Below are 21,468 nucleotides of genomic sequence, written 5' to 3'. Positions count from 1 at the left end.
GATTGGTCCGTTTCCTTTCCTCTTAATGCGGCTAATCAGCTGCTTTGGTTACTGCATGAAATTCCTAAATACGCTATTTCTTCTCCTGCTCACCCTCACAGCCACCGCCCAGCAACAGGAGCTGGAGGCCCTGCTCAAAAAGCAGAATGTATCCGGCCTGCAGGTAGTGTATTCCCAAAACGGCAAATCTACCGCGTACTCGCTGGGGCAGCGCAAAAGCGGCACCAGGCAGGCGCTGAAAGCCAATACTACGTTTCAGGCGGCTTCTTTGGGAAAGGTGGTGCTGGCTTACGTGGCCCTACGCCTGCTCGACCAGGGCCTGCTGGCGCTGGATAAGCCCCTGCTTTCCTACGCCCCCTACCCGCGCCTAGCCATCCAGCCCGGAGCCGACAAAATCACGGCCCGCATGGTGCTCACGCACTCCACTGGCCTGCCCAACTGGGCCGAAAACCCGCTGGCCGACAGCTGGAAGACCTCCGTCCTGCGCCTGAAATACACTCCCGACAGCTGCTGGAACTACTCCGGCGAAGGCTACGTGTGGCTGCAAAAAACCCTGGAGCACCTTACTGGTAAGTCCTGGGAACAGCTGGCGCAGGCGGAAGTATTCAAGCCCCTAAAGATGCGCCGTAGCTCCTTCGTGTGGCAGCCGGGCTTCGACAAAAATGCCAGCTTCGGTCACGATAATACCGGTAAGCCTACTGAAATCCGCCGGTTTGCGGAGCCCAACGCGGGCTTCAGCCTGCTTTCTACCGCCGACGATTACAGCCGGTTTGTGCGGGCGCTGCTGGCGGGCACCGGCCTGCAGCCCGCCACCCACCAGCTGCTGCTCCGGCCCGCCAACGAAGCCAACCGTTGCGGGCACACCCTCACCCCCACCGATGCGCACATTGCCTGGGCTTGCGGCGTGGGGCTGGTAACCACCAGCCGTGGACCCGCCCTCTGGCACTGGGGCGACAACGGCGACTTCAAGAATTTCTTCCTGGCTTTTCCCGAGCAGCAGGAAACCCTGGTGCTGTTCACCAACGGCGCCAACGGCCAGCGCCTCACCGATGACGTACTGCGGCTGTTTTTCGGGCCGGGCGAGTACCGGGCGCTGCAGTGGCTGGCGGAAGAGTAGACGGGCATCAGGCAAAAGCAATTCTCACTCGTCATGCTGAGCGAAGCCGAAGCATCTCTACCGCTTCGTTGTGACAGTATTCAGACGAAGCGGTAGAGATGCTTCGACAAGCTCAGCATGACCCGGAAATCAGTTTCCAAACCCACTCAGCTTTTATGCCCTTGATCCGCTCGTTCGCCCTGCTCCTGCTTCTTCTGCTCCCAGAGCTTCCCGCTTGGGCGAAGGCACCCGATAACCTGCAAGCCTGCTGGAAGCAGCAAGCCCAGCCCGTGCAGACCACCTACCTCGCCCTGCGCTACCACGAAACGCTGACGCAGCTGGAGCACAGCTTCCAGCCCTGGCAGGCCACCAACTACACCGGCACCGGCCGCGTGTGGGGCACCGCTACCAGCTTTCTGAAGAGTGACACGCTACGCCAGGAAACCAAAACCTACTTCTCCCGCACCCAGCTCACGTCCACGACCCTGCTATTTCAGGACTACGGCGACGAGCAGCTGACCCGCGTGACGCCCGGCACTTTCCGGGGGCAGCCCGTTCAGGCGGCGCGCTACACGCCGGCTCCGCTCCTGCACCTCTTCTACCAGCGCAAGCGCAAGCCTGCGCCGGAAAGCACCCGCACCGAAACGGTGTACCAGGACACGCTCGGCGGCAGCATCGTGCGGCTCTACATCCGCCGCGCCGACAACCGCCTGAGCAAGGTCACCGCCCTGAGCCACGACGAGCTATTCGGGGACGTGCTGACGACCTACACTTACCAGGACCACGCCACCGTGGGTAAGCTAGCTTACGCCCGCACCGTCGTTGTCAGCAAAATTAACGGCAAGCTCACGGACACTGTGCGGGTAACAACGGGGGCGCTGGAGTCGGCGGCGCCTACCCTGCTCACGGCGCCCGCCGGGTACGCCCTGGTGCCGCCCCCCGTCGTCAAGCCCGAAGTTACCGTAACGCACCACGGCGCGCACCTGCACTTTCTGGAGCTCAAGCACACCGACGATAAGGTGCTGGTGGTGGAGTTCAACTCGTTTCTGCTGGTGGCCGAGGCGCCGCTGAACAGTGAGAACGGGGAGCTGATTCTGGCCGAAGCCCGCAAGCTGGCACCGGGCAAGCCCGTGCGCTACTTCGTGGCGGGGCACTACCACCCGCACTACCTCGGCGGGCTGCGGCCCTTTGTGCACCGGGGCGCCACCATCCTCACCACGCCCGCCGATGTGCCCTACGTGCAGTACCTGACCGCCGCCCCGCACACCCTGCACCCCGACAGCCTGCAGCGGCAGCCCCGCCCGCTGCGCACTGAGGCAATAACCACCAGCAAAACCATTGCGGAAAACGGGTTCGAGATGCAGATTCATGTTATCGGCAGCAAGTCCCAGCACACCAACGACTACCTGGTGTACTACTTCCCGAGCGAGAAGCTGCTGTTTGAGGATGATTTGGTGTGGATAGCGCGGCAGGGGCCGAGCCGCAAGGCCAGTGCCCGGCAGGTGGGCCTGTACCAGGCCATCCGCGACCTGGGGCTATCCGTGGAAACCATTGTGCAGTCGTGGCCGGTGCAGGACTACGGGGTGAAGACCGTTATTCCGTTTCGGGAGTTGGAGCAGTCGGTGACGGGCAAATAGGGGCAGCCCAAGGCGTAGTTGGTGCCGGCCGGATTTATCGGTAGGTTTAGCTTTCCGCTTCTTTCCTACCCCCTCAAATCATGCGCACTTCCTTCCTGGGCACCTGCCTGCTGCTTTTGGGCCTGCTCGGCGGCGCCTGCTCCTCGCCCACCAAGCCGGAAACCACTGCCGCCGACGGCAGCCTAACTGCCTACTTCGCCGCCGACACGGCTCGGGTGAAAACGGGCGGCGTGCAGATCATTCCTATCCGCACGGCCAAGGGCACCTTCAATGTGTGGACGAAGCGGTTTGGCCACAACCCGCGCATCAAGCTCCTGCTGCTCAACGGCGGCCCCGGTGCCACGCACGAGTACTTCGAGTGCCTGGAAAGCTTCCTGCCCCAGGAAGGCATCGAGTTCATTTACTACGACCAGCTCGGCTGCGGCAACTCCGACAACCCCAAAGACACGGTCATGTGGAGTTTGCCGCGCTACGTGGAGGAAGTGGAACAGGTACGCCAGGCCCTCAACCTCGACAAAGACAACTTCTATCTGCTGGGCCACAGCTGGGGCGGTATCCTGGCCGCCGAGTACGCCCTTAAGTACCAGCAGCACTTGAAGGGCCTTGTCATCTCCAATATGATGATGAGCATTCCGGCCTATAATAAGTACGCCGACGAGGTGCTGGCGCCCCAGCTCAAACCCGAGGTGCTGGCTGAAATTCGCCGGATTGAGGCTGCCAAGGACTTCCAGAACCCGCGTTACATGCAGCTGCTGGAGCCCAACTTCTACGCCCAGCACCTGTGCCGCCTGCCCCAGTTGCCCGAGCCTATGACCCGCTCCCTGGGCAAAACCAACCAGTCGCTCTACGTAACCATGCAGGGGCCCAGCGAGTTTGGCGCCTCCGGTAAGCTCCTGCGCTGGGACCGGGTGGCCGACCTACCCAAGCTCGCGGTGCCCGTACTCAGCATCGGCGGCCGGCACGATACTATGGACCCCGAGCACATGCGCATGGTGGCCAAAAAAGTGCAGCACGGCACCGCCCTCATCTGCCCCGAAGGCTCCCACATGAGTATGTACGACGACCAGGCCACCTACATGCGCGGCCTCACGAAGTGGATGCTGGGCGTGGACAAGGGCGAGAAAGCGGTGAAGCTGTAAGGACACTATGATGGTAGAGTTGATACCGGCCCTGGAAATTGGTTTCCACAACCACCTTGTACCTGCTCCAAGTAAATTCCCGAGTTGGGATTATCCGGCTGAATGGGATGCATATGCTGCTCAGTCTCATAGAGAGGCCGGATTTCCGGATCCTTTGCAACCATTTACTCCAGGCCTCTTCTTCTATCGGGCTAGTGATATTACTCTCGGCAACCTGCGGAAGCTGACGGCATCTCATCTGGAAGGCTACTTCGCAGGCGACTATGATTTGCTTGGACTATGCTCCTTTTTTGGCGGCTACGTCTTGCGGGTTGACGACCATAATGCTCTGTTTCCGCAATGCTGTGGCGAACTTTCGGACATTATCTACTGGAAGTATCTAGCAAAGTATGGCCGTCCTGCTTACTACCAGGGACACCCTGCCCCTCAAGTTTCCTTCACCGCCGAAGAGGTTGTTTTCACTTGTCTAGATGATGATAAACCGTTCGGGATGCCTACGCAACCCAAAATTCGGGTCAACAAGCTGGCCCTATCTGCTGCCTATGATCAGGCGTTGCTGGAGCTAGCCGTTTTTGCTCGAAAAGTTGAGCAGGTTCAACAGGAACTGAACTTACCTGTTGATAACATTGCCCATCTGTTGGTGTATCGGAACGTAGAATTGCCCGGAGAGCAGCCTTAATATTATTCACCTTTCCACCCCTCCTCTTTTGCGTTTCGCCACCCTATTCCTGCTGGAAGCCGACACCGCATTCATCTGCGAAATCAAGCGCCTCGATGTGCACAGCGCCAACCCCGCCGACGTGTACTCCTGGCTGCACTTCGACAAAGCCACCCAGGCGCTAGAGCTGTTGGAGTTTGTTTCCATGATGCAAGCCGAGGGCGAGGAGCAGCGCGCGTTTCGCCAGGGCCACCTGCGGTTCACGCCCACAGCCGGCACCTTCACTGACACTGATGGCGCGACTCAGGCCCTTCGCCCTCTTCCGCCGGAGCACCTGCCTGCTGCCCTCCACGCCGCCATAGAGCGGTTTTTGAGGTAGCCGGGAGGGCGTGGTGGCGCTTTTGCATGGGCTGCCGCTCCGTTTCTGCGTAACTTGCGGCCCGCTTGCTTAGCTTTTGCCTAAGCACCAGGCACAAAGCACGAAGCACTTCATTCCCATGCGTCTCAATAAATACATCAGCGAAAGCGGCGTCTGCTCCCGCCGCGAAGCCGACCGCCACATCGAGCAGGGCAACGTGCTGGTAAACGGCAAGCGCGCCGCCATCGGCGACCAGGTAACGGGCAAGGACCGCGTGGTGGTCAACGGCATTGCCATTGAGCCCCGGGCCGAGGAAGATGCCATTTACATTGCCTACAACAAGCCCCCGGGCATCGTCACCACCACCGACACCAGCATCCGCGACAACATCATCCGGGCCATCAAGCACTCGGTGCGCATCTTCCCCGTGGGCCGCCTCGATAAGGAGTCGCAGGGCCTGATTCTGCTCACCAGCAACGGCGACATCGTCAACAAAATCCTGCGTGCCGGCAACCAGCACGAGAAGGAGTACGTGGTGATGGTGGATAAGCCCCTGCGCGACGACTTCATCGAGGCCATGGCCAACGGGGTGCCTATTCTGGGGGTGATGACGCAGAAATGCAAGGTGGTGAAAGAAACGCCCTACATCTTCCGCATCACCCTTATTCAGGGCATGAACCGCCAGATCCGGCGCATGTGCGAGCATTTTGGCTACGAAGTAGTGCAGCTGGAACGCATCCGGGTGATGAACATCAGCATCAAAGGCCTGGGCCTGAACGAGTGGCGCGAGCTGACGGAAAAGGAGCTGAAAGTGCTGTTTGAGATGCTGGAAAACTCCAGCAGTGCCGACGACGGCTCCATGCCGCGCCGCCGCAAGAGCGTGTCCACCGCCACGCAGTGGGCCGACCGCCCCGGCCGCAAAACGGCCCGTCCCATCACCATACGTCCCGCCGTGGCCCGGCCCGCCTCCACCGACGATGAGGCTGATACCCCGCGCAAACCCAAAACCAAGCTGGCCGGGGCCTGGGTAGACAAGCCCGCTCCCGGCCGCAAATCCTCCGCCCCCAAAGGATTGGCTTCGGCGGGCCGGTCGGCGGGCTCGGGGCGGCCTACCAACACGGTAGGCCCACGGCCCGGCGCGGCTGCCGGCAAGTCGGGCCGCCCGACCGGCGCCTCGGGTAGCAAGCGTCAGACCGCCTCTAAAACGCTCAACCGCACGCCCAAAGGCAACTCGGGCACCCGCGGCAGCAGCCGTAACGCGCCCGCCAGGGGTGGCAAACGGTCGTAAAGTTGTTTCTACTTTAGTCGGCGGGCTGCTCTACCAAGGAGCGGCCCGCTGTGTTTTGGGGGAAGGCAGAAGTACGGTGCGGGGCTTGCCTCCGCCTGTCGTTGAACAACGAGTGCAAGGTTCGTTCAACGAAGGGCGGGGGCAAGCCCCGCCCCTACTTCACGCGGTGAATATTGGGTTCTTCTCCTGGTTTAGAGAAAAATATCCTCCCGCAAAAATCAGATAGCCCCACTCTCGTTAGCCGCATTTTGGACACCGGAAGCGGCTTTCGGGCGCATCATCCTTTCTCATTCACGCCTGATGAAAAGTCTGATTTTGGAAATTCTTACCCAACCGTTAGCGCCGCAGAACGCTATGTTTGAGTGTCGGGAGCTTGCTGGCCGACGTTTCTTTCACTCTCACCTGTTGCCTGAACCGCTATGAGTACCAAACCCTCCAATGCCTTTGTGGCCGCCTCCTGGGTGGCATTGCTGGCCGGCATGGCCGCCTTTATCGTAGGCCTCTGGAACGCGCAGATGCTGCTCAACGAAAAGGGCTACTACTTCACCATCCTGCTGTTCGGGCTGTTTGCGGCCGTATCGCTGCAGAAGAGTGTGCGCGACCAGCTGGAAGGTATTCCCGTCACCAGCATCTACTACAGTCTGTGCTGGTTTTCCACCATTGCCGCCATTATGCTGCTGGCTGTGGGGCTCTGGAATGCTTCCCTGGCCCTCAGTGAAAAAGGCTTTTATGCCATGTCGTTTATGCTGGCCCTGTTCGGCGCCATTGCCGTGCAGAAGAACACCCGTGACAGCAAAGGCAAAAACAACATGACGGACCAGCCCAACCCCTTGCTCTAGCCAGCAGCGCACCTGGCTTTTCCTGCCGATATGACGCCCAAACAACAAATGCTGGCCGGTGAGCTGTACCAGGCCAACGACCCTGAGCTGGTAGCGGAGCGCCGGCGCGCCAAGCAGCTTTGCCACCGCTACAACCAGGAGCCTGTGGACCTGAACCGCCAAGTGTTGGGCGAGCTACTCGGCTACGAAACCGACGCCCACGTGGAGGCGCCCTTCCGCTGCGACTACGGCTACAACATTCAACTGGGCCGGAATTTCTACGCCAACTACGGTTTTACGGTGCTGGACTGCGCCCTCGTCAGCATCGGCGACAACGTGTTTGTGGCCCCGAATGTAGTGCTGAGCACGGCGGGCCACCCAGTGGAAGCCGAGCCTAGGGTTGCCGGCTGGGAGTTTGCCCGGCCAATTATTATTGGCGACAATGTGTGGCTGGGCGCGGGTGTTATCGTGCTGCCGGGCGTAACCATTGGCGCGGGCACCACTATTGGGGCCGGCAGCGTGGTGACGCGCAGCATTCCGGCGGGCGTGGTGGCCGTGGGCAACCCCTGCCGCGTTATTCGTACAGTTTAAGTCCGCACAAATCCGCTTCTCCTGTATCTTGCAGCCCGCTGGCCTTCTGTATGGTCAGCGGGCTGCCTGTTTACAAGGCCTAACTTCCAGACTCATCTTCCCTGCCATGCACCTCCGTACCGACTGGACCCTCGACGAAGTAAAAGCTATTTATAATCTGCCCGTGCTGGAGCTGGTAAGCCAGGCAGCGGCTATTCATGCCCAGACGCAGGCTACCGGCGAAGTGCAGGTGTGCACCCTGCTGAGCGTAAAAACCGGCGGCTGCCCCGAGGACTGCGCCTACTGCCCGCAGGCGGCTCGCTACCACACCGGCGTGCAGGCCCACAAGCTGCTGCCCGACGCCGAAGTGCTGGCCGCGGCCCAGCGTGCCAAGGACGGCGGCAGCACCCGTTTCTGCATGGGTGCCGCCTGGCGCGAAATCCGTGACAACCGCGACTTCGACCGGGTGCTGGGCATGGTAGAACAGGTAAACCATATGGGCCTGGAAGTGTGCTGCACCCTGGGTATGCTAAACGAGTACCAGGCCGAGCGCCTCAAGCAGGCCGGCCTGTATGCCTACAACCATAACCTCGACACCAGCCGCGAGAAGTACGACGACATCATCACGACCCGCACCTACGACGACCGACTGAACACGCTGGAGCACGTGCGTAAAGCCGGTATTTCGGTGTGCTCCGGCGGCATCATTGGGCTGGGTGAAACCGACGAAGACCGCATTGCCATGCTGCACACGCTGGCCACGCTGCCCCAGCACCCCGAGAGCGTACCGGTGAATGCCCTGGTGCCGGTGCAGGGCACGCCCCTGGCCGATCAGCCCCGCGTGAGCGTGTGGGAAATGCTGCGCATGATTGGCACGGCACGCATCCTGATGCCCCACACCATGGTGCGCCTCTCGGCCGGCCGTCAGGAAATGCCCGTGACGGAGCAGGCCCTGTGCTTTCTGGCCGGCGCCAACTCCATCTTCAGCGGCGAGAAGCTCCTGACCACGCCCAACCCTGACTTCGACGCCGACAAGCAGATGTTTGCCCTGCTGGGCCTCAAGCCCCGCAAGTCGTTCAAGGATGTGCCCGAAGGGGCTATGGTGCTGGGCAAAGAGGCAGCCGTTTCGGTGGTAGCGTAACCTTGCCCTCTAACGTGTCATGCTGAGCTTGTCGAAGCATCTCTACCGCTTTTCGAAGCATCTCTACCGCTTTGTCTGCATCATCTAACGAAGCGGTAGAGATGCTTCGGCTTCGCTCAGCATGACCTGCTTTTATTCCCTGCCGCATGAGCATTGTATTTGATCTGAACCTCGATTACGGCTACGCCGAGGAGTTCCGGCAGCAGCACGAGGCCCGCGAGGCCCACGAGCTGATTTCGGACCTGGAAGACAAGATTGGCGCGGCCATCAGCGGCATTTTGGCGCTGCACGGCGTGCTGCCGTCGGTGGGCGACCGGGTGGAGGTAGAAGACAGCTGGGTGGTCATCAGTGCCCGCAGCTTCGGGCGGGACGGTAGCGTGTGGCTAGCTGCTACCCGCTTCGATGCCTAGCGCCGGCCTGTTCTAGTTGAGTTCTTTGCGCACCGGCCGCCGCCTGCATTGCCGGGCAGCGGCCGGTGTCTTGTTTCACCTTATTTACCAGAAAACATGCGCTTTTTCCGCTCTTTTCTTTTCCTGCTGCTGATAAGCTACGCGGGTGCAGCCTTCGGGGCCAAGGTCGATACGCTGGCTATTCCCAGCGCGGCCATGCACAAAACCTACCGCGCCAACGTGGTGCTGCCCAACGCCTACACCAGGCAGAAAAAGGCCAGTTTCCCGGTGATGTACCTGCTGCACGGGGCCACCGGTCACTACTCCGACTGGCTGGCCAAAACGCCCGACAAGCAGCTGGTGCACCGCCTGGCCGACCAGTACAACCTCATCATTGTGATGCCGGAGGGAGAGGAATTTGCCTGGTACATCGACAGCCCGGTGAATCCGGCCAGTCAGTTCGAAACGTATATCACGCAGGAAGTAGTCCAGAAAATCGACCAGACCTACCGCACCGTGCGTGACCGGAAAGGGCGCGTCATCACCGGCTTGTCGATGGGCGGGCACGGGGCCCTTTACCTCTCGGCCCGTCACCCCAACCTATACTGCGCGGCTGGCAGCATGAGTGGTGCCCTGGACATCAGCACGGCCCGGTGGAAGCAGAACCCCGAGGAAGCCAAGCGCACCGCCGAGCGGTTTGCCCCGATTCTGGGGCCGGTGGGCGCTACCCCGGAAACCTACCTCAGCAACTACATGGTGCTGCCCCTGGCCGATAAGCTCAAAGCCAACGGCCTGCCCCTCATTATCGACTGCGGAGTGGATGACTTTCTTATTGAGGCCAACCGCGAGCTGCACCGCCGCTTGGTCTACAACGCCACGCCCCACGAGTACACCGAGCGGCCCGGCGCCCACACCTGGGAGTACTGGGAAAACTCCCTGCCTTTCCACGCACTGTTCTTTGCCAAGGTCCTGCGCGCCAACGCCGTGCTCGTGCCCTAGCGGTATGTGCTGAACGCTGTTGAGACGCCTGCTTTTCCACTTTTGATGCCTGATTCCACTCCCCTGCACCAGCGCCTGGCAGCGCAGCTAACCCAGCGCGAGGCCGCCGGCACTCGCCGCCGCCTTACGCTGCCGGCCGCTGGGCTGGTTGATTTCAGCTCCAACGATTACCTGGGGCTAAGCCAGCACCCGGCTGTGCAGGCAGCGCTGCAACGGGCCACGGCCGAGGCGGCGGGCAGCACCGGCTCCCGCCTGCTCACCGGCAACTCTGCCGCCGCCGAAGCATTGGAGCAGCAGCTGGCTTGCTTTCACCGGGCCGAGGCCGCGCTGCTGTTCAACTCCGGGTACGCGGCCAACCTGGGCTTCTTTGCCGCCGTGCCCCGCCGCGGCGACACTATTTTGTACGACGAAGCCTCCCATGCCTCCGTAAAGGACGGCATCCGCGCCTCGTTTGCCACCGCCTGGAGCTTCCGCCACAACGACCTGCACAACCTGGAGCGCAAGCTCGCCCGCGCCACCGGCGCCGTGTTTGTGGCGGTAGAAGCGTTGTACTCCATGGATGGGGACATGGCCCCGCTGGCCGAGCTGGCCGCCCTGTGCCAAGCCAAGGGGCTCTATCTAGTGGTAGATGAGGCGCATACCAACGGCGTGTACGGCGCGCTGGGCGAAGGACTGGTAGCGGAACTCGGCCTCGAAGACGCGGTGTTTGCCCGCATCCTGACCTTCGGCAAAGCCCTGGGCAGTCAGGGCGCTGCCGTGGCCGGAGCCGCCGTGCTGCGCGACTACCTGCTTAACTTCAGCCGGCCCTTCATCTACACCACCGCGCTGCCCCCGCTTACCATTGCCGGGCTGGCGGCGGCCTATGCGGTACTGTCCACGCTCACGGCAGAGCGGGCGCGGCTTTTCACCCTTTCCGATTACCTCAAAGCTCAGCTCAACGCGGTAGCGGGCCTACACGTGCCGCAGGAAAGCCACATTATTCATCCTGTTTTCTTCACTGCCAGTGCCGGCCCGGCCCAGGTGCGGCAGGTAGCCGCCGCCGCCCAGTCCTCCGGCTTCGATGTGCGCGCCATTGTGTCGCCCACGGTGCCAGCGGGTACCGAGCGGCTGCGGCTTATCGTGCATTCGTACAATACTGAGGAGGAAATCGAAGCGCTGGCGCGGGTATTAGGGCAAACAACGGCAGGTGGAGCGGGGCAACTGCAGCTGCCAGGAGGCAACTAACACGCTTCAGTTGACAGTTTAGAATAAATTTTCACTGCATCAATAACACACATCATGAGCATGGAAGATTTTGAAAAGATCATCAGCCCTTTCTTTTGGTCAGAGCACGAGAACAGCGCTTCCATCTGCTTGAATGTCGGAGAGTATAAGACCGAAATTTTTCAAGCACGAGCAGAAGAAGGCTTTGAGGGAAATGGCTATGATTGGGCTTCTCTTGCTAACGTATTTTTAGAAGAGAAGCTACCGCACTTTGTTGGCATAGTGAAGTTCGACCCGGAGGGCAGCATGTACTGCGCCTACTCGGCGGATAAGGCAGCCCTGAAACAATTTGCTATTGCTTTCAAAGAGGCTGTGGAAGATGAAGACGTAGCACTCGACTTATTTTCTCGGGCAGAACTGGATTAGAGCACCTGTTATTAACTCCTTTCGGCATACCGAAAAGTAAGAAACCAAGTATTGGAACGACTCTTCATCACCGGCATCGGCACCGATGTCGGCAAGACCTTCGTCTCGGCCATCCTCACCGAGGCTCTGCAGGCTGATTACTGGAAGCCCGTGCAAGCCGGGCTGGAACCTACTACCGACGCCGCTACCGTACGCGGGCTGGTGCAAAACCCGGTCAGTCGGTTCTGGCCCGAGCGGCACCGGCTGCAGCTGCCGGCCTCGCCCCACGCCGCCGCCGCCGCCGCCGCCGAGCAGCTGACGCTTCAGCCCGGGGACTTCCAGCTGCCGGCTACCAACAACCACCTGCTGGTGGAAGGCGCGGGCGGCCTGCTGGTGCCCCTGGCCCCCGGCTTCCTGGTAGCCGACCTCGTTGCGCAGCTTGATTTGGAGGTTGTAGTGGTGTCGCGCAACTACCTGGGCAGCATCAACCATACCCTGCTCACGCTGGAAGCGCTGCAAACGCGCGGTCTGCGGGTGCGCGGCCTTGTCTTCAACGGGGAGCCCACGCCGGCCACGGAGGACTTCATCCGGCAGCACACCGGCGTGCCCGTAATGCCCCGGGTACTGCCTGAGCCGGAGGTTTCGGCGGCCGTGGTGAGCCGGTACGCGGCGGAGTTCCGGGCCTGGTTTACTTTTGCCTGAGCTGACCGGACTTCTTTAGCCCGCAGAGGACGCTGAAGTTTACGCAGAGGGCTTTCGGCGCAGCTTAATAACCTCTGTGGCCTCGGCGTTTCTTCGGCGCCTTCTACGGGCTAAAGTCGCCTGCGCCACCTTAGGCCGGCCCGGCCCTACCTTTGCCCCATGCCTACCCTCGCCGAACGGGACCACGCTGTATTGTGGCACCCCTACACCCAGATGCAAACCGCCCCCCTGCCCGTGCCCATCGTGCGCGGGGAAGGCAGCTGGCTGATTGCCGAAGACGGCACGCGCTACCTCGACGGCATTTCTTCCTGGTGGGTAAATCTGCACGGTCATGCCCACCCCCACATTGCCGAGCGCGTGAGCGAGCAGCTCCGCACCCTGGAGCACGTGCTGTTTGCCGGCTTCACCCACCCCGCCGCCGTGGAGCTGGCCGAGCAGCTGCTGGCCTTGCTGCCCCAGAATCAGGCCCGCGTCTTCTATTCCGACAACGGCTCTACGGCCGTGGAAGTGGCCCTGAAGATGGTGCTGCAGTACTTCCACAACCTGGGCCAGCCGGAGCGCCGCACCTTCCTCTGCTTCCGAAACTCCTACCATGGCGACACGTTCGGGGCTATGGCCGTGAGCAGCCGCGGCGCCTTCACCCAGCCCTTCTGGCCCCTGCTCTTCGACGTGGAGTTCCTCGACGTGCCGGTTCCCGGCCACGAGCAAGAGGTGCTAAGCCAGCTGGATATATTACTGACCCGCCCCGACGTGGCCGGCTTTATCTTCGAGCCGCTGGTGCTGGGCACGGCGGGCATGGTGATGTACGCGCCCGAAGTGCTGGATGAGCTGGTGCACCGCTGCCACCAGCGCGGGGTGCTCTGCATTGCCGATGAGGTGATGACGGGCTTCGGGCGTACCGGTCCGCTCTTCGCCAGTGCGCTGCTGCCCCGGGAGCAACCCGATATCATGTGCTTTTCCAAGGGCCTCACGGGCGGCACCCTGGCTATGGGCCTCACTACCTGCGCCGCCCCGATCTACGCAGCGTTCCTGAGCGACGATAAGATGAAGGCCTTGTTTCACGGCCACTCCTACACGGCCAACCCCGTGGCCTGCGCCGCCGCTCTGGCTAGCCTGGAGCTTACCAGCGCCGAAGCCTGCACCCACCAGCGCCAGCGCATTGCCGATGCCCACGCCGCCTTCCGCCAGGAAATCGAAGGCCAGGCCGGCATCCGGCAGGTGCGGCACCAAGGCACCATTTTGGCCGTGGAGTACGACCCCGGCGAGGGCACCAGCTACTTCAGCCGCCTGCGCGACGCCTTCTACCAGCTGGCCATCGACAACCACGTGGTGCTGCGCCCCTTGGGCAACGTGGTGTACCTACTGCCGCCCTACTGCACCACCAACGAGGAACTGGAGCTGCTTTACGCCGTGCTGCGCCGGATGCGCGCGTTGGTGCTCGACTTCCTGCCCGCTCCTACCCTGCCCGAGTATCTGCATGACTAGCACCTCCACCGATATGATTGTCATTCGGGGCCGGGGCCGGGTGTCGGCCCTGGGCATGCCAGCGGCATGGTCCGGGCCGCTGGCTTCGCCCTTTACCACGCACCTGAACGGCCTGCCCGTAGCGGCCCTGCCTGTTGCGGCCGAAGTAGCCCTGGCAGACCTGCGCGCCAGTCACCCGGCCTACCGCCAGCTCGACCGCACAGTGCTACTGGCCCTGCTGGCCGCTCGCCAGGCTACCGCTGCGGCAGGCTGGACACCGGGCCTAAGCCAGTCCAACGAACCAGAAACCAGAAACCAGAAACCAGAAACAAACCACCACCTCGCCGTGAGCATCGGCAGCAGCCGGGGCGCGACGGGGCGGCTGGAGCAGTTTCACGCGGAGTTTTTGAGCGAAGGCAGCGTACCGGCCGCTGCCTCCCCCTCACCACGCTGGGCAACGTAGCCAGCTGGGTAGCCTTTGAGGCTGGTAGCGCGGGCGGCGCAGCTCTGAGCCATTCCAGCACCTGCAGCAGCGCGTTTCAGGCGCTGGGCAATGCGGTGGCCTGGCTACGGGCGGGCATGGCCGAGCGGTTTCTGGCTGGCGGCACCGAGGCCCCGCTCACTAGCTTCACCCTGGCCCAGATGCGAGCCATTGGCATCTACTCGCCCTTCGCGGCCGCCGACTGGCCCTGCCGACCGGGTGCGGGGCGGCCGTCTACCTTCGTGCTGGGTGAGGGGGCGGCTGTATTCGCATTGGAAAAGCTGAGTGGCGCGGCCTGGGAAGCGGCGGGCCGGCCGGTGCTGCCAGTGCTGGAAGGCGTCGGGTTTGGCTTTGAGGCCCTGGGCAGCAAAACCGGCCTCTCGCCCGAGGGGCAGCACTTTCAGCAGGCCATCCGCCACGCCCTAGAGCAGGCCCGCGCCCTGCCCGCCGACATCGATGCGGTGGTTCTGCACAGCCCCGGCACCCCGGCCGGCGACGCGGCGGAGCGGGCGGCCTTGCGGGCCATCCTCGGCGAGAACCTGCCGCCCCTGCTGTCCAACAAGTGGCTAGTAGGCCACACACTGGGGGCCTCCGCCGCGCTGAGTTTGGACTATGCCCTGCACGTGCTCGAAACCCAGCAGTGGCCGGCAGCGCCGTTTGCTTCCGACCTGGCTGCCGCCTCCCCGAAACTCATCCGCCGCATCCTGGTAAATGCGGCCGGCTTCGGCGGCAACGCGGCCAGCGTGGTGGTGAGCTTGCTGCCCGGGTAGCTTTACAGACAGTGCCGATTGGCGGTAGAGACGCATACTTGCGTCTCCCCGTTAGCGCCGCTGACCTTTGGTTGCTGATGTTGTTTATTCGGCACCTCGTGGCTGATGATGGCGGCGTGGTCCCGGTCGTTCAACGGGGAGACGCAAGTATGCGTCTCTACAGCGGGCTGTCAGGCATACATCCGCAACAACACCCTGCTAACCCGCGTCCCTACCCTGTTTTCAACCTGCTTTCTATGCCCCGTTCGTTTCTACTCCTGCTCGGCCTCGGCTTGTCTGCCCCCGCTTTGGCCCAGAATCAGCCCGCTACCACCCCCGACCCACTGATCCGCCGGATGGTGGAAGAGGTATCGGAGAAAAACCTGCGCGAGGATATCGATAAGCTCGTGAGCTTCGGCACCCGGCACACGCTTTCCGACACGAAGAGCAAGAAGCGCGGCATTGGGGCGGCCCGGCGCTGGGTAGAGGATGAGTTCCAACGGTACAGCAAAGCCAGCGGGGGCCGCCTGAAAGTAACGCAGGATACCTTCACCATCAAGCCCGACGGCCGCCGCATCAACCGGCCGGTGCTCATGGCCAACGTCATGGCTACCCTGCCCGGCACCGACCCCACCGACAAGCGCGTATTCATCGTAAGCGGGCACATCGACTCGCGGGTGACGGACGTGATGAACGCTACCGCCGACGCGCCCGGGGCCAACGACGACGGCTCGGGCACGGTGGCGGTGATGGAGCTGGCCCGGGTGATGAGCAAGCAGCAGTTTCCGGCTACCATCATCTTCGTGGCGGTGCAGGGCGAAGAGCAGGGCCTTTACGGCTCCACCCACCTGGCCAAGCGCGCCAAGGCTGAGGGCTGGCAGCTGGTAGCCATGCTCAACAACGACATCATGGGCAGCTCCCAGGGCCACGACCCCGACCTGAAGGACGATAAGCGCCTGCGCGTGTTCAGCGAGGGGGTGCCCGCCACCGAAACGCCCGAGGAAGCCAGGGTACGCCGCACGCTGTCGTCGGAAAACGACTCGCCCTCCCGCAACCTGGCCCGCTACACCCGCACGGCCTGCCAGCAGTACGTGCCCGGCCACGAGGTGGTGCTGGAATACCGCCCCGACCGGTTTCTGCGCGGCGGCGACCATACGCCCTTCAACCAGGAGGGCTTTACGGCGGTGCGCTTCTCGGAAATGAACGAGGACTTCCGCCACCAGCACCAGGATTTGCGCCAGGAAAACGGCGCCGAGTACGGCGACTACGCCAAGTACATGGACTTTGCCTACCTGCGCAAAAATACCGGCGTGAACCTGGCCACCCTGGCTTCCCTGGCCCTGGCCCCGGCCGCACCCGAAAGCGTGGGCGTGCTCACGGCCCAGCTCACCAACCGCACCCAGCTGCAGTGGGAAGCGCCCAAAGCCGGCGAGCGGCCGGCTGGCTACTACGTGCTCATGCGCGAAACCAGCGCCCCCGAGTGGCAGCAGAAGTTCTTCGTGACGGATACCAAAGCCGACCTGCCTCACAGCAAAGACAACTATATCTTCGGGGTGGTAGCCGTGGATGCCGAGGGCCACGAGAGCCTGCCCGTGCTGCCCAAGCCGGTGCGGTAAGGAAGGTTATGAGCGATACGAACATCACGCTTGTGCCAAGATGCGCTATTTATGCCGAGCCCAAAGTGCAGGCCGCTTTTATTCTGAAGTGGCTGGTAGATCTGCAGGTAGTTGAGCCAGAAATTTCTGACTGTGTACTTGGCTCAGTTGGGGGATACGCCAGAGCATCGGGCGCAGCATCTGTGGTGCGAATTCCTGAGCGGCTATCAGATCTACAGGTTAGTGGCCTGGAACTGATTACCAACCGACAGATTTTTGATAGTGGCAGCAATGGCCTGGAAGAAATCATCTGCCCTCACTGTGGTACCGATAGTAGCAACACTGATTTAAGCTTCCTCGGTTCTTGGGCGGAAGGGGAAACGGAAACCATTACCTGTCCCCACTGCGAAACCAGTCATCCTATCCATTCCTACGCCTTTTCGCCAGCGTGGGGTTTTAGCAACCTTGGGTTCCGGTTTTGGAACTGGCCTGACTTTCAAGTTAGCTTCATAGAAGAACTTGAAAGCCGGTTGGGCTGCCGCATTGATGTCGTGCATCAACGGATATAAGCATTCCGCTAGTGCGGGTTTCAAACTTGATACGATAGGCCTGACCCCATAGCACCCACCGGGGAGGCTGGCTGGAAATAGCCGAATCGGACACCCTTCCCTACCTGTCTTCTTCCGGCCTGCTCTCGTCGGCATCGGCATGTACTTGCTCCACACACCGAATGTCCAGTAACGACATTCTAAATGTTCAGTAACGACATTTCGAATGTTCAGTAACGACATTCCGAATGTTCAGTAACGACATTTGAAATGTCATTACTGAACATTCGGAATCTGGAGCAAGAGTATCGTTCACTCGATGGTAATGGCTGCGGGCAAGGTGCCCGTGCGCAGGTTATTGCCACCACGTAGCTTGATGCGTACCTCCAGCCGGTAGGAACCGGCCGGGAACATGGGTGGCACCAGAAATAGCTGCTCGGAGGGCGTGTTCTTCAGGATGCGCTCCAGGCGGGCGGGAGTGCCGGCGCCGGTGGCGGGCACCAGAAACACGCCCTGGGTGGGGTCGGTGGGGTTGTGCTTGAGATTGGCGCCGCGCAGTTGGGCCGTAGTGCCGGGTCGGAGGCTGGTGTTGACAGCCTCGGTGAGCAGGTCCTCCACCTGCTCGGGGCGCGGCTCACTCTGGCTCACGGCCCGCACCTGCACGAAGCGCAGCTCGGTTTCGGCCCGGCGCAGGGCGGTGCCAGCCGACAGGCGCAGGCGGCCCTGGTGGCGCTCCGGGTCGAAGGCATCCTGGGCATCGGGCCAGGAGCCGGTGAGGCTGGGGCGCACCACGAACAGGTCGGTTACCACGTTTTCGCCGCGCTGGGCCCTCCGGATGACGGCCGTTTTCAGCTCCTCGTACATGGCCAGAAACTCGGCCCTGGTGATGGTGGAGCCGGGCCGCACGATGTCGGCAGCCAGGTCTTCGATGGTAGCGGTGCCCGTGATATGCACCTGGGCCCGCCGGTCGTGCGGGCCGGCAGTCAGCTTGTTGTCGACGAGGGAGTAGGCAATGTCCATAGCGGCAGAGTATTGTTCCCAGCAAATATGCTGCTTCCGGGCGCACGCCGCATCAGGACCCGGGCTGAAGTACACGGGGTTATCATCTTTACCCAGTGAGATGCGCATAAGTGTAAAGACGCGACACTTCGCGTCTCCTCGTTGAACGACAATCGTTGGAATTGCGCGGACGACGAGACGTGAAGTGTCGCGTCTCTACACACCCTGGCATTATTCGCCCAGCACTGCGCGACGAGTAGCTAGCTTTCACTCAGCCGCTGCCGCCGTGGCTTCGGCGCTTGGACGTGGCGCCGAATGTGCGTTTCTTGTAGCTTCCTCCCCTATCCCCTATGAAGAACCTATGGCTGTGGCTACTGTTTGGCTTGCTCCTGGGCTGGGAAGCAGTGGCGCAAACCCCTGAAAGCATCGGCCCGGCCGCGCCGCCCACGCAGGTCGTCATCGTGGGCACGGTGCACAAAGCCACCCGCCGCTTCACCCCCGATTCGGTGGCCCGCATTCTGCAGCGCGTGCAGCCCGACCTGATTCTGGTGGAGCTGGACAGCTCGTTTTTCACCCCGGACTTTGAGCTCCGGCGCCCTTCCCGCGAAAACGAAGCCCTCGGCGTGGCCCTCTACCGGCAGCAGCACCCCGTGCCCATGCGCCCCTTCGACTACGAAGGCCGCAACGACTACCACCGCCGGCACGGCCTGCTCACCTTGCCCGGCGAAGTGCTGGCTTTGCTCGACGGCCTCTACAAGCAGCGCCGCCTCACCCCGGCCCAGGGCACCATCCTCGACCGGTACTACCAGCTCACCGACTCGGCCAACCGCACCTCCACCCGCACGCCCTACGCCATCAATCAGCCCGCCGTGTACGCGCTGGTAGCCCGGCGGCAGCACTGGCAGTACCAGGAGCTGAACGCCGTGGTGCAGGCCCGCCCCGAGCTGGCTGACTACCACGCCTTCTACCAGCTGAACGCCGACTTCTGGGACGTGCGCAATCAAGCTATGGCGGCCCACATTCTCACCCACATCCGGCAGCACCGGGCCCGGCGCATTGTGGTGCTGGTGGGCCATTTTCACAAGTACTACCTGCTGCAGGAGCTGGCCGCGCGCCAGCAGGCGGAGGGGTTTGAGCTGCGGGAGTATTACTGGTTTTAATTCAATGGACAGCTTTATAAGAGCGTGTTTGGGAATTCAAGCCCGATTGAGCGCCATGGTGATGTTGGCTAGCAGTAACCAAGTGACATGGCTAGCGGGGGTAAATTCGTAATCGACGACGACCCGGCGAAAGCAGGCCAGCCAGGCGAAGGTGCGCTCGACGACCCAGCGCCGGGCCAGTGGCACGAAGCCGCGCTGCGTGGGCGGCCGACTACTGATCTGCTGGACCAGGCCTAAGCTCAGCAGATGGCGCGCAAAGCGCCCGCGGTAGGCGGCATCGGTGAGCACCCGCTGCAGGCGCCGCGCCCACCAGGGGCGGTGCGGCAACAGGGCCAAAGCCCCGGTACTGTCATGGCGGTGGGCCGCGTGTACATGCGCAGCCCAGATGCGTCCGCCAGAATCGACTAGAACTTGGCGTTTGCGGCCGTTGATGAGCTTATGTGCGTCCAGGCCGCGGTGTTCGTAAATGCGCGGGGCCAGCTTCACGCTCTGGCTGTCCACGCAGGCCAGCGCCGGGGTGGGTTCGCGGCCGTGCGCGACCCGATCCAGGGCGTTGACGACCGTGTTGAGCTGCTGCCACAGGCCCAGACGTTGCCAGCGGTAGAAGTAATAGTAGACCGCTGTCCAGGGCGGAAACTGGCGTGGCAGTGCCCGCCATTGGCAGCCCGTGCGGCACACATAGAGCAAGGCGTTGAACACGTGGCGCAAGCACAAGCGCCGTCGCCGGTGCACGGGCAGTAGCAACTCAATAACTTGCCACTGCGAGTCAGTAAGGGGTTGATAGCACTCAACCATAAGCAGGAAGGAGCCTTGGAACTCCCCCGGCAACTTACTGACTCGTTTCTGTTTACTGCCCTACCCAATTCCCAAACACGCTCTAAGCTAAGAGCGTGTTTGGGAATTTATGAAAACGTCGTTTCTGTCATGCTGAGCCTGCCGAAGCATCTCTACCGCTTCGTTGAAAAAGCCCCAAACGAAGCGGTAGAGATGCTTCGGCAGGCTCAGCATGACGTTCTTTTCAAATTCCCAAACACGCTCTAAGCACTCCAAACTTCTTACACATGAAATATTCATTTGTTTTCCTCTTTATTGCAGTTCTTATTTTACCTGGCTGTATTATCTATCCGCGCATGTCTCGTATTTATATGACTCCGGAATATAAAGCCATTGTTATTGACCAAGCTGGCCGACCCGTTTCCGGCATAATAGCCACGTTTGAGCAAGAAAACGCCCAGCAGCCAAGTGACACAACCACTTCAGACGGCACTATTTATCTTGCTCCTAAAAGGAAATTTGTCGCATTCGACTTTATTGTAATGGACCCAGCCATGTATATAACGGCTACCATAAAGCCTGCCGATATTCACAGTAAAATAAATCCATTTGAGCGCAGATTCAACTTTTGTTATTACAGTAAAAGAATTACAACAATAACCGATACAATAGTAATCAAATAGCTGATTTCTCGCTGAAAAGTATATACCAGCCTTTTCAGGTACCTTTGATTGCTTTTACCATACTATTTCTTTTCACTCATTATGAAGAAAGCTACCTATCTGCTTGCCCTGGCGCTGCTGGCGGCCGCCCCGGCAGCCCTGGCCCAAACGGAACCGTACCGGGCCCCGGCCGGCTACTCCTTCCGCGACGCCGAAGACTACGCCAGCTACGCCCCGCAGGTGATTGAGGCTGCCAACTGGCTCGAAGCTACCCCACTCGACCAGGAGCCGGACACGCGCCGGGCCGTCAACCGGTTTCTGCTGCAGTGGGTGAGCGGCTCGCCCGCGGTGAAGGTGAAGCTGCAAACCTTCGTGACGGAGCTGAGCCGCCAGGAGCCTAACTACATGCTGCTGTTTCTGGGCGGCTGGGCGCGCTACCAGCTCCAGCATCCCGGCGAAAAGGACGCCCTCACCCTAAACCTGGCCGGCCTGACGCCCGTGCTGAAGATGTACCAGGCCAACCCCGTCAAAAAGAACAAAGTCCTGGACGAGCTCCTGCAGGAACAGGCCAACGGTACCCTCCAGGCCTGGGTGCAGAAGCGCGTACTGCCGTAAGCTGAGCCGTTTATCTGT

At 61.5% G+C, this 21,468-nt stretch carries 24 protein-coding genes; 22 read left to right on the top strand and 2 right to left on the bottom strand.

The features are described from left to right. The first annotated feature begins 55 nt into the window (after positions 1-55). The 19 genes from LRS06_RS16720 to LRS06_RS16630 all read left to right on the top strand — a co-directional run bounded on the left by LRS06_RS16720 (position 56) and on the right by LRS06_RS16630 (position 17,261). On the top strand, positions 56-1,117 hold the full coding sequence (locus tag LRS06_RS16720) for a serine hydrolase (RefSeq protein WP_257872526.1): 1,062 nt from the start codon (positions 56-58) through the stop codon (positions 1,115-1,117). 155 nt (positions 1,118-1,272) lie between these two features. Further along, on the top strand, positions 1,273-2,733 hold the full coding sequence (locus LRS06_RS16715; protein WP_257872525.1) for a hypothetical protein: 1,461 nt from the start codon (positions 1,273-1,275) through the stop codon (positions 2,731-2,733). An 80-nt stretch (positions 2,734-2,813) separates the two neighbouring features. Beyond that, entirely contained in the window at positions 2,814-3,872 is a 1,059-nt protein-coding gene (locus tag LRS06_RS16710; RefSeq protein ID WP_257872524.1) for a proline iminopeptidase-family hydrolase, read from the top strand. Positions 3,873-3,879: 7 nt separating this feature from the next. After that, positions 3,880-4,551 carry a hypothetical protein gene (locus tag LRS06_RS16705; protein WP_257872523.1) on the top strand — a complete coding sequence of 224 codons (672 nt, stop codon included), beginning with the start codon at positions 3,880-3,882 and terminating at the stop codon, positions 4,549-4,551. Between the two features lie 28 nt (positions 4,552-4,579). Further along, positions 4,580-4,909, top strand: a complete 330-nt coding sequence (locus LRS06_RS16700) for a hypothetical protein (protein ID WP_257872522.1) — start codon at positions 4,580-4,582, stop codon at positions 4,907-4,909. Positions 4,910-5,027: 118 nt separating this feature from the next. Then, entirely contained in the window at positions 5,028-6,176 is a 1,149-nt protein-coding gene (gene rluF / locus LRS06_RS16695; protein ID WP_257872521.1) for a 23S rRNA pseudouridine(2604) synthase RluF, read from the top strand. A gap of 419 nt (positions 6,177-6,595) precedes the next feature. Next, positions 6,596-7,015 (top strand): inner membrane protein YiaA, encoded by a 420-nt coding sequence (gene yiaA / locus LRS06_RS16690; protein ID WP_257872520.1) that lies wholly within the window; start codon positions 6,596-6,598, stop codon positions 7,013-7,015. A gap of 30 nt (positions 7,016-7,045) precedes the next feature. After that, positions 7,046-7,585 (top strand): sugar O-acetyltransferase, encoded by a 540-nt coding sequence (locus LRS06_RS16685; protein WP_257872519.1) that lies wholly within the window; start codon positions 7,046-7,048, stop codon positions 7,583-7,585. Between the two features lie 106 nt (positions 7,586-7,691). Beyond that, entirely contained in the window at positions 7,692-8,705 is a 1,014-nt protein-coding gene (gene bioB / locus LRS06_RS16680; protein ID WP_257872518.1) for a biotin synthase BioB, read from the top strand. A gap of 146 nt (positions 8,706-8,851) precedes the next feature. Further along, positions 8,852-9,115 (top strand): hypothetical protein, encoded by a 264-nt coding sequence (locus LRS06_RS16675; RefSeq protein ID WP_257872517.1) that lies wholly within the window; start codon positions 8,852-8,854, stop codon positions 9,113-9,115. Between the two features lie 96 nt (positions 9,116-9,211). Then, positions 9,212-10,093: an alpha/beta hydrolase family protein gene (locus LRS06_RS16670; protein ID WP_257872516.1), complete on the top strand. Its 882-nt coding sequence runs from the start codon at positions 9,212-9,214 to the stop codon at positions 10,091-10,093. 45 nt (positions 10,094-10,138) lie between these two features. Beyond that, positions 10,139-11,317: an aminotransferase class I/II-fold pyridoxal phosphate-dependent enzyme gene (locus tag LRS06_RS16665; protein ID WP_257872515.1), complete on the top strand. Its 1,179-nt coding sequence runs from the start codon at positions 10,139-10,141 to the stop codon at positions 11,315-11,317. 60 nt (positions 11,318-11,377) lie between these two features. Further along, a complete protein-coding gene (locus tag LRS06_RS16660; protein ID WP_257872514.1) occupies positions 11,378-11,722 on the top strand; it encodes an immunity 51 family protein in 345 nt (114 codons plus the stop codon). Positions 11,723-11,773: 51 nt separating this feature from the next. Beyond that, positions 11,774-12,403, top strand: a complete 630-nt coding sequence (bioD, locus tag LRS06_RS16655) for a dethiobiotin synthase (RefSeq protein WP_257872513.1) — start codon at positions 11,774-11,776, stop codon at positions 12,401-12,403. Positions 12,404-12,562: 159 nt separating this feature from the next. Continuing rightward, positions 12,563-13,888, top strand: a complete 1,326-nt coding sequence (gene bioA, locus LRS06_RS16650; protein ID WP_257872512.1) for an adenosylmethionine--8-amino-7-oxononanoate transaminase — start codon at positions 12,563-12,565, stop codon at positions 13,886-13,888. Continuing rightward, a complete protein-coding gene (locus tag LRS06_RS16645; RefSeq protein ID WP_257873441.1) occupies positions 13,881-14,330 on the top strand; it encodes a hypothetical protein in 450 nt (149 codons plus the stop codon). The genes bioA and LRS06_RS16645 overlap by 8 nt, the downstream gene beginning before the upstream one ends. Beyond that, positions 14,318-15,118, top strand: a complete 801-nt coding sequence (locus tag LRS06_RS16640) for a beta-ketoacyl synthase N-terminal-like domain-containing protein (protein ID WP_257873424.1) — start codon at positions 14,318-14,320, stop codon at positions 15,116-15,118. The genes LRS06_RS16645 and LRS06_RS16640 overlap by 13 nt, the downstream gene beginning before the upstream one ends. Positions 15,119-15,354: 236 nt before the next feature. After that, positions 15,355-16,713 carry a M28 family metallopeptidase gene (locus LRS06_RS16635; RefSeq protein WP_257872511.1) on the top strand — a complete coding sequence of 453 codons (1,359 nt, stop codon included), beginning with the start codon at positions 15,355-15,357 and terminating at the stop codon, positions 16,711-16,713. An 8-nt stretch (positions 16,714-16,721) separates the two neighbouring features. After that, positions 16,722-17,261 (top strand): hypothetical protein, encoded by a 540-nt coding sequence (locus LRS06_RS16630; protein WP_257872510.1) that lies wholly within the window; start codon positions 16,722-16,724, stop codon positions 17,259-17,261. Positions 17,262-17,552: 291 nt separating this feature from the next. Here LRS06_RS16630 and LRS06_RS16625 read toward each other — a convergent pair whose 3' ends face one another. Further along, positions 17,553-18,260, bottom strand: coding sequence for a DNA-binding domain-containing protein (locus LRS06_RS16625; RefSeq protein ID WP_257872509.1), 708 nt, complete (start codon positions 18,258-18,260; stop codon positions 17,553-17,555). A 329-nt stretch (positions 18,261-18,589) separates the two neighbouring features. On the opposite strand from LRS06_RS16625, the gene LRS06_RS16620 reads away from it, so the two are divergent. Beyond that, positions 18,590-19,399, top strand: a complete 810-nt coding sequence (locus LRS06_RS16620; protein ID WP_257872508.1) for a hypothetical protein — start codon at positions 18,590-18,592, stop codon at positions 19,397-19,399. A 36-nt stretch (positions 19,400-19,435) separates the two neighbouring features. Here the strand turns inward: LRS06_RS16620 and LRS06_RS16615 are convergent, their stop codons facing one another. Then, positions 19,436-20,194, bottom strand: a complete 759-nt coding sequence (locus tag LRS06_RS16615; RefSeq protein ID WP_257869830.1) for an IS5 family transposase — start codon at positions 20,192-20,194, stop codon at positions 19,436-19,438. Between the two features lie 266 nt (positions 20,195-20,460). Here LRS06_RS16615 and LRS06_RS16610 point away from each other — a divergent pair, with 266 nt between their 5' ends. Then, positions 20,461-20,856 carry an Ig-like domain-containing protein gene (locus LRS06_RS16610; RefSeq protein ID WP_257872507.1) on the top strand — a complete coding sequence of 132 codons (396 nt, stop codon included), beginning with the start codon at positions 20,461-20,463 and terminating at the stop codon, positions 20,854-20,856. Positions 20,857-20,937: 81 nt separating this feature from the next. Then, on the top strand, positions 20,938-21,450 hold the full coding sequence (locus LRS06_RS16605; protein WP_257872506.1) for a hypothetical protein: 513 nt from the start codon (positions 20,938-20,940) through the stop codon (positions 21,448-21,450). The last annotated feature ends 18 nt before the right edge of the window (positions 21,451-21,468 follow it).

The organism is Hymenobacter sp. J193, from assembly GCF_024700075.1.
In the GTDB taxonomy this organism is placed as follows: domain Bacteria; phylum Bacteroidota; class Bacteroidia; order Cytophagales; family Hymenobacteraceae; genus Hymenobacter.
This window is presented reverse-complemented; position numbering and strand designations above follow the sequence as displayed.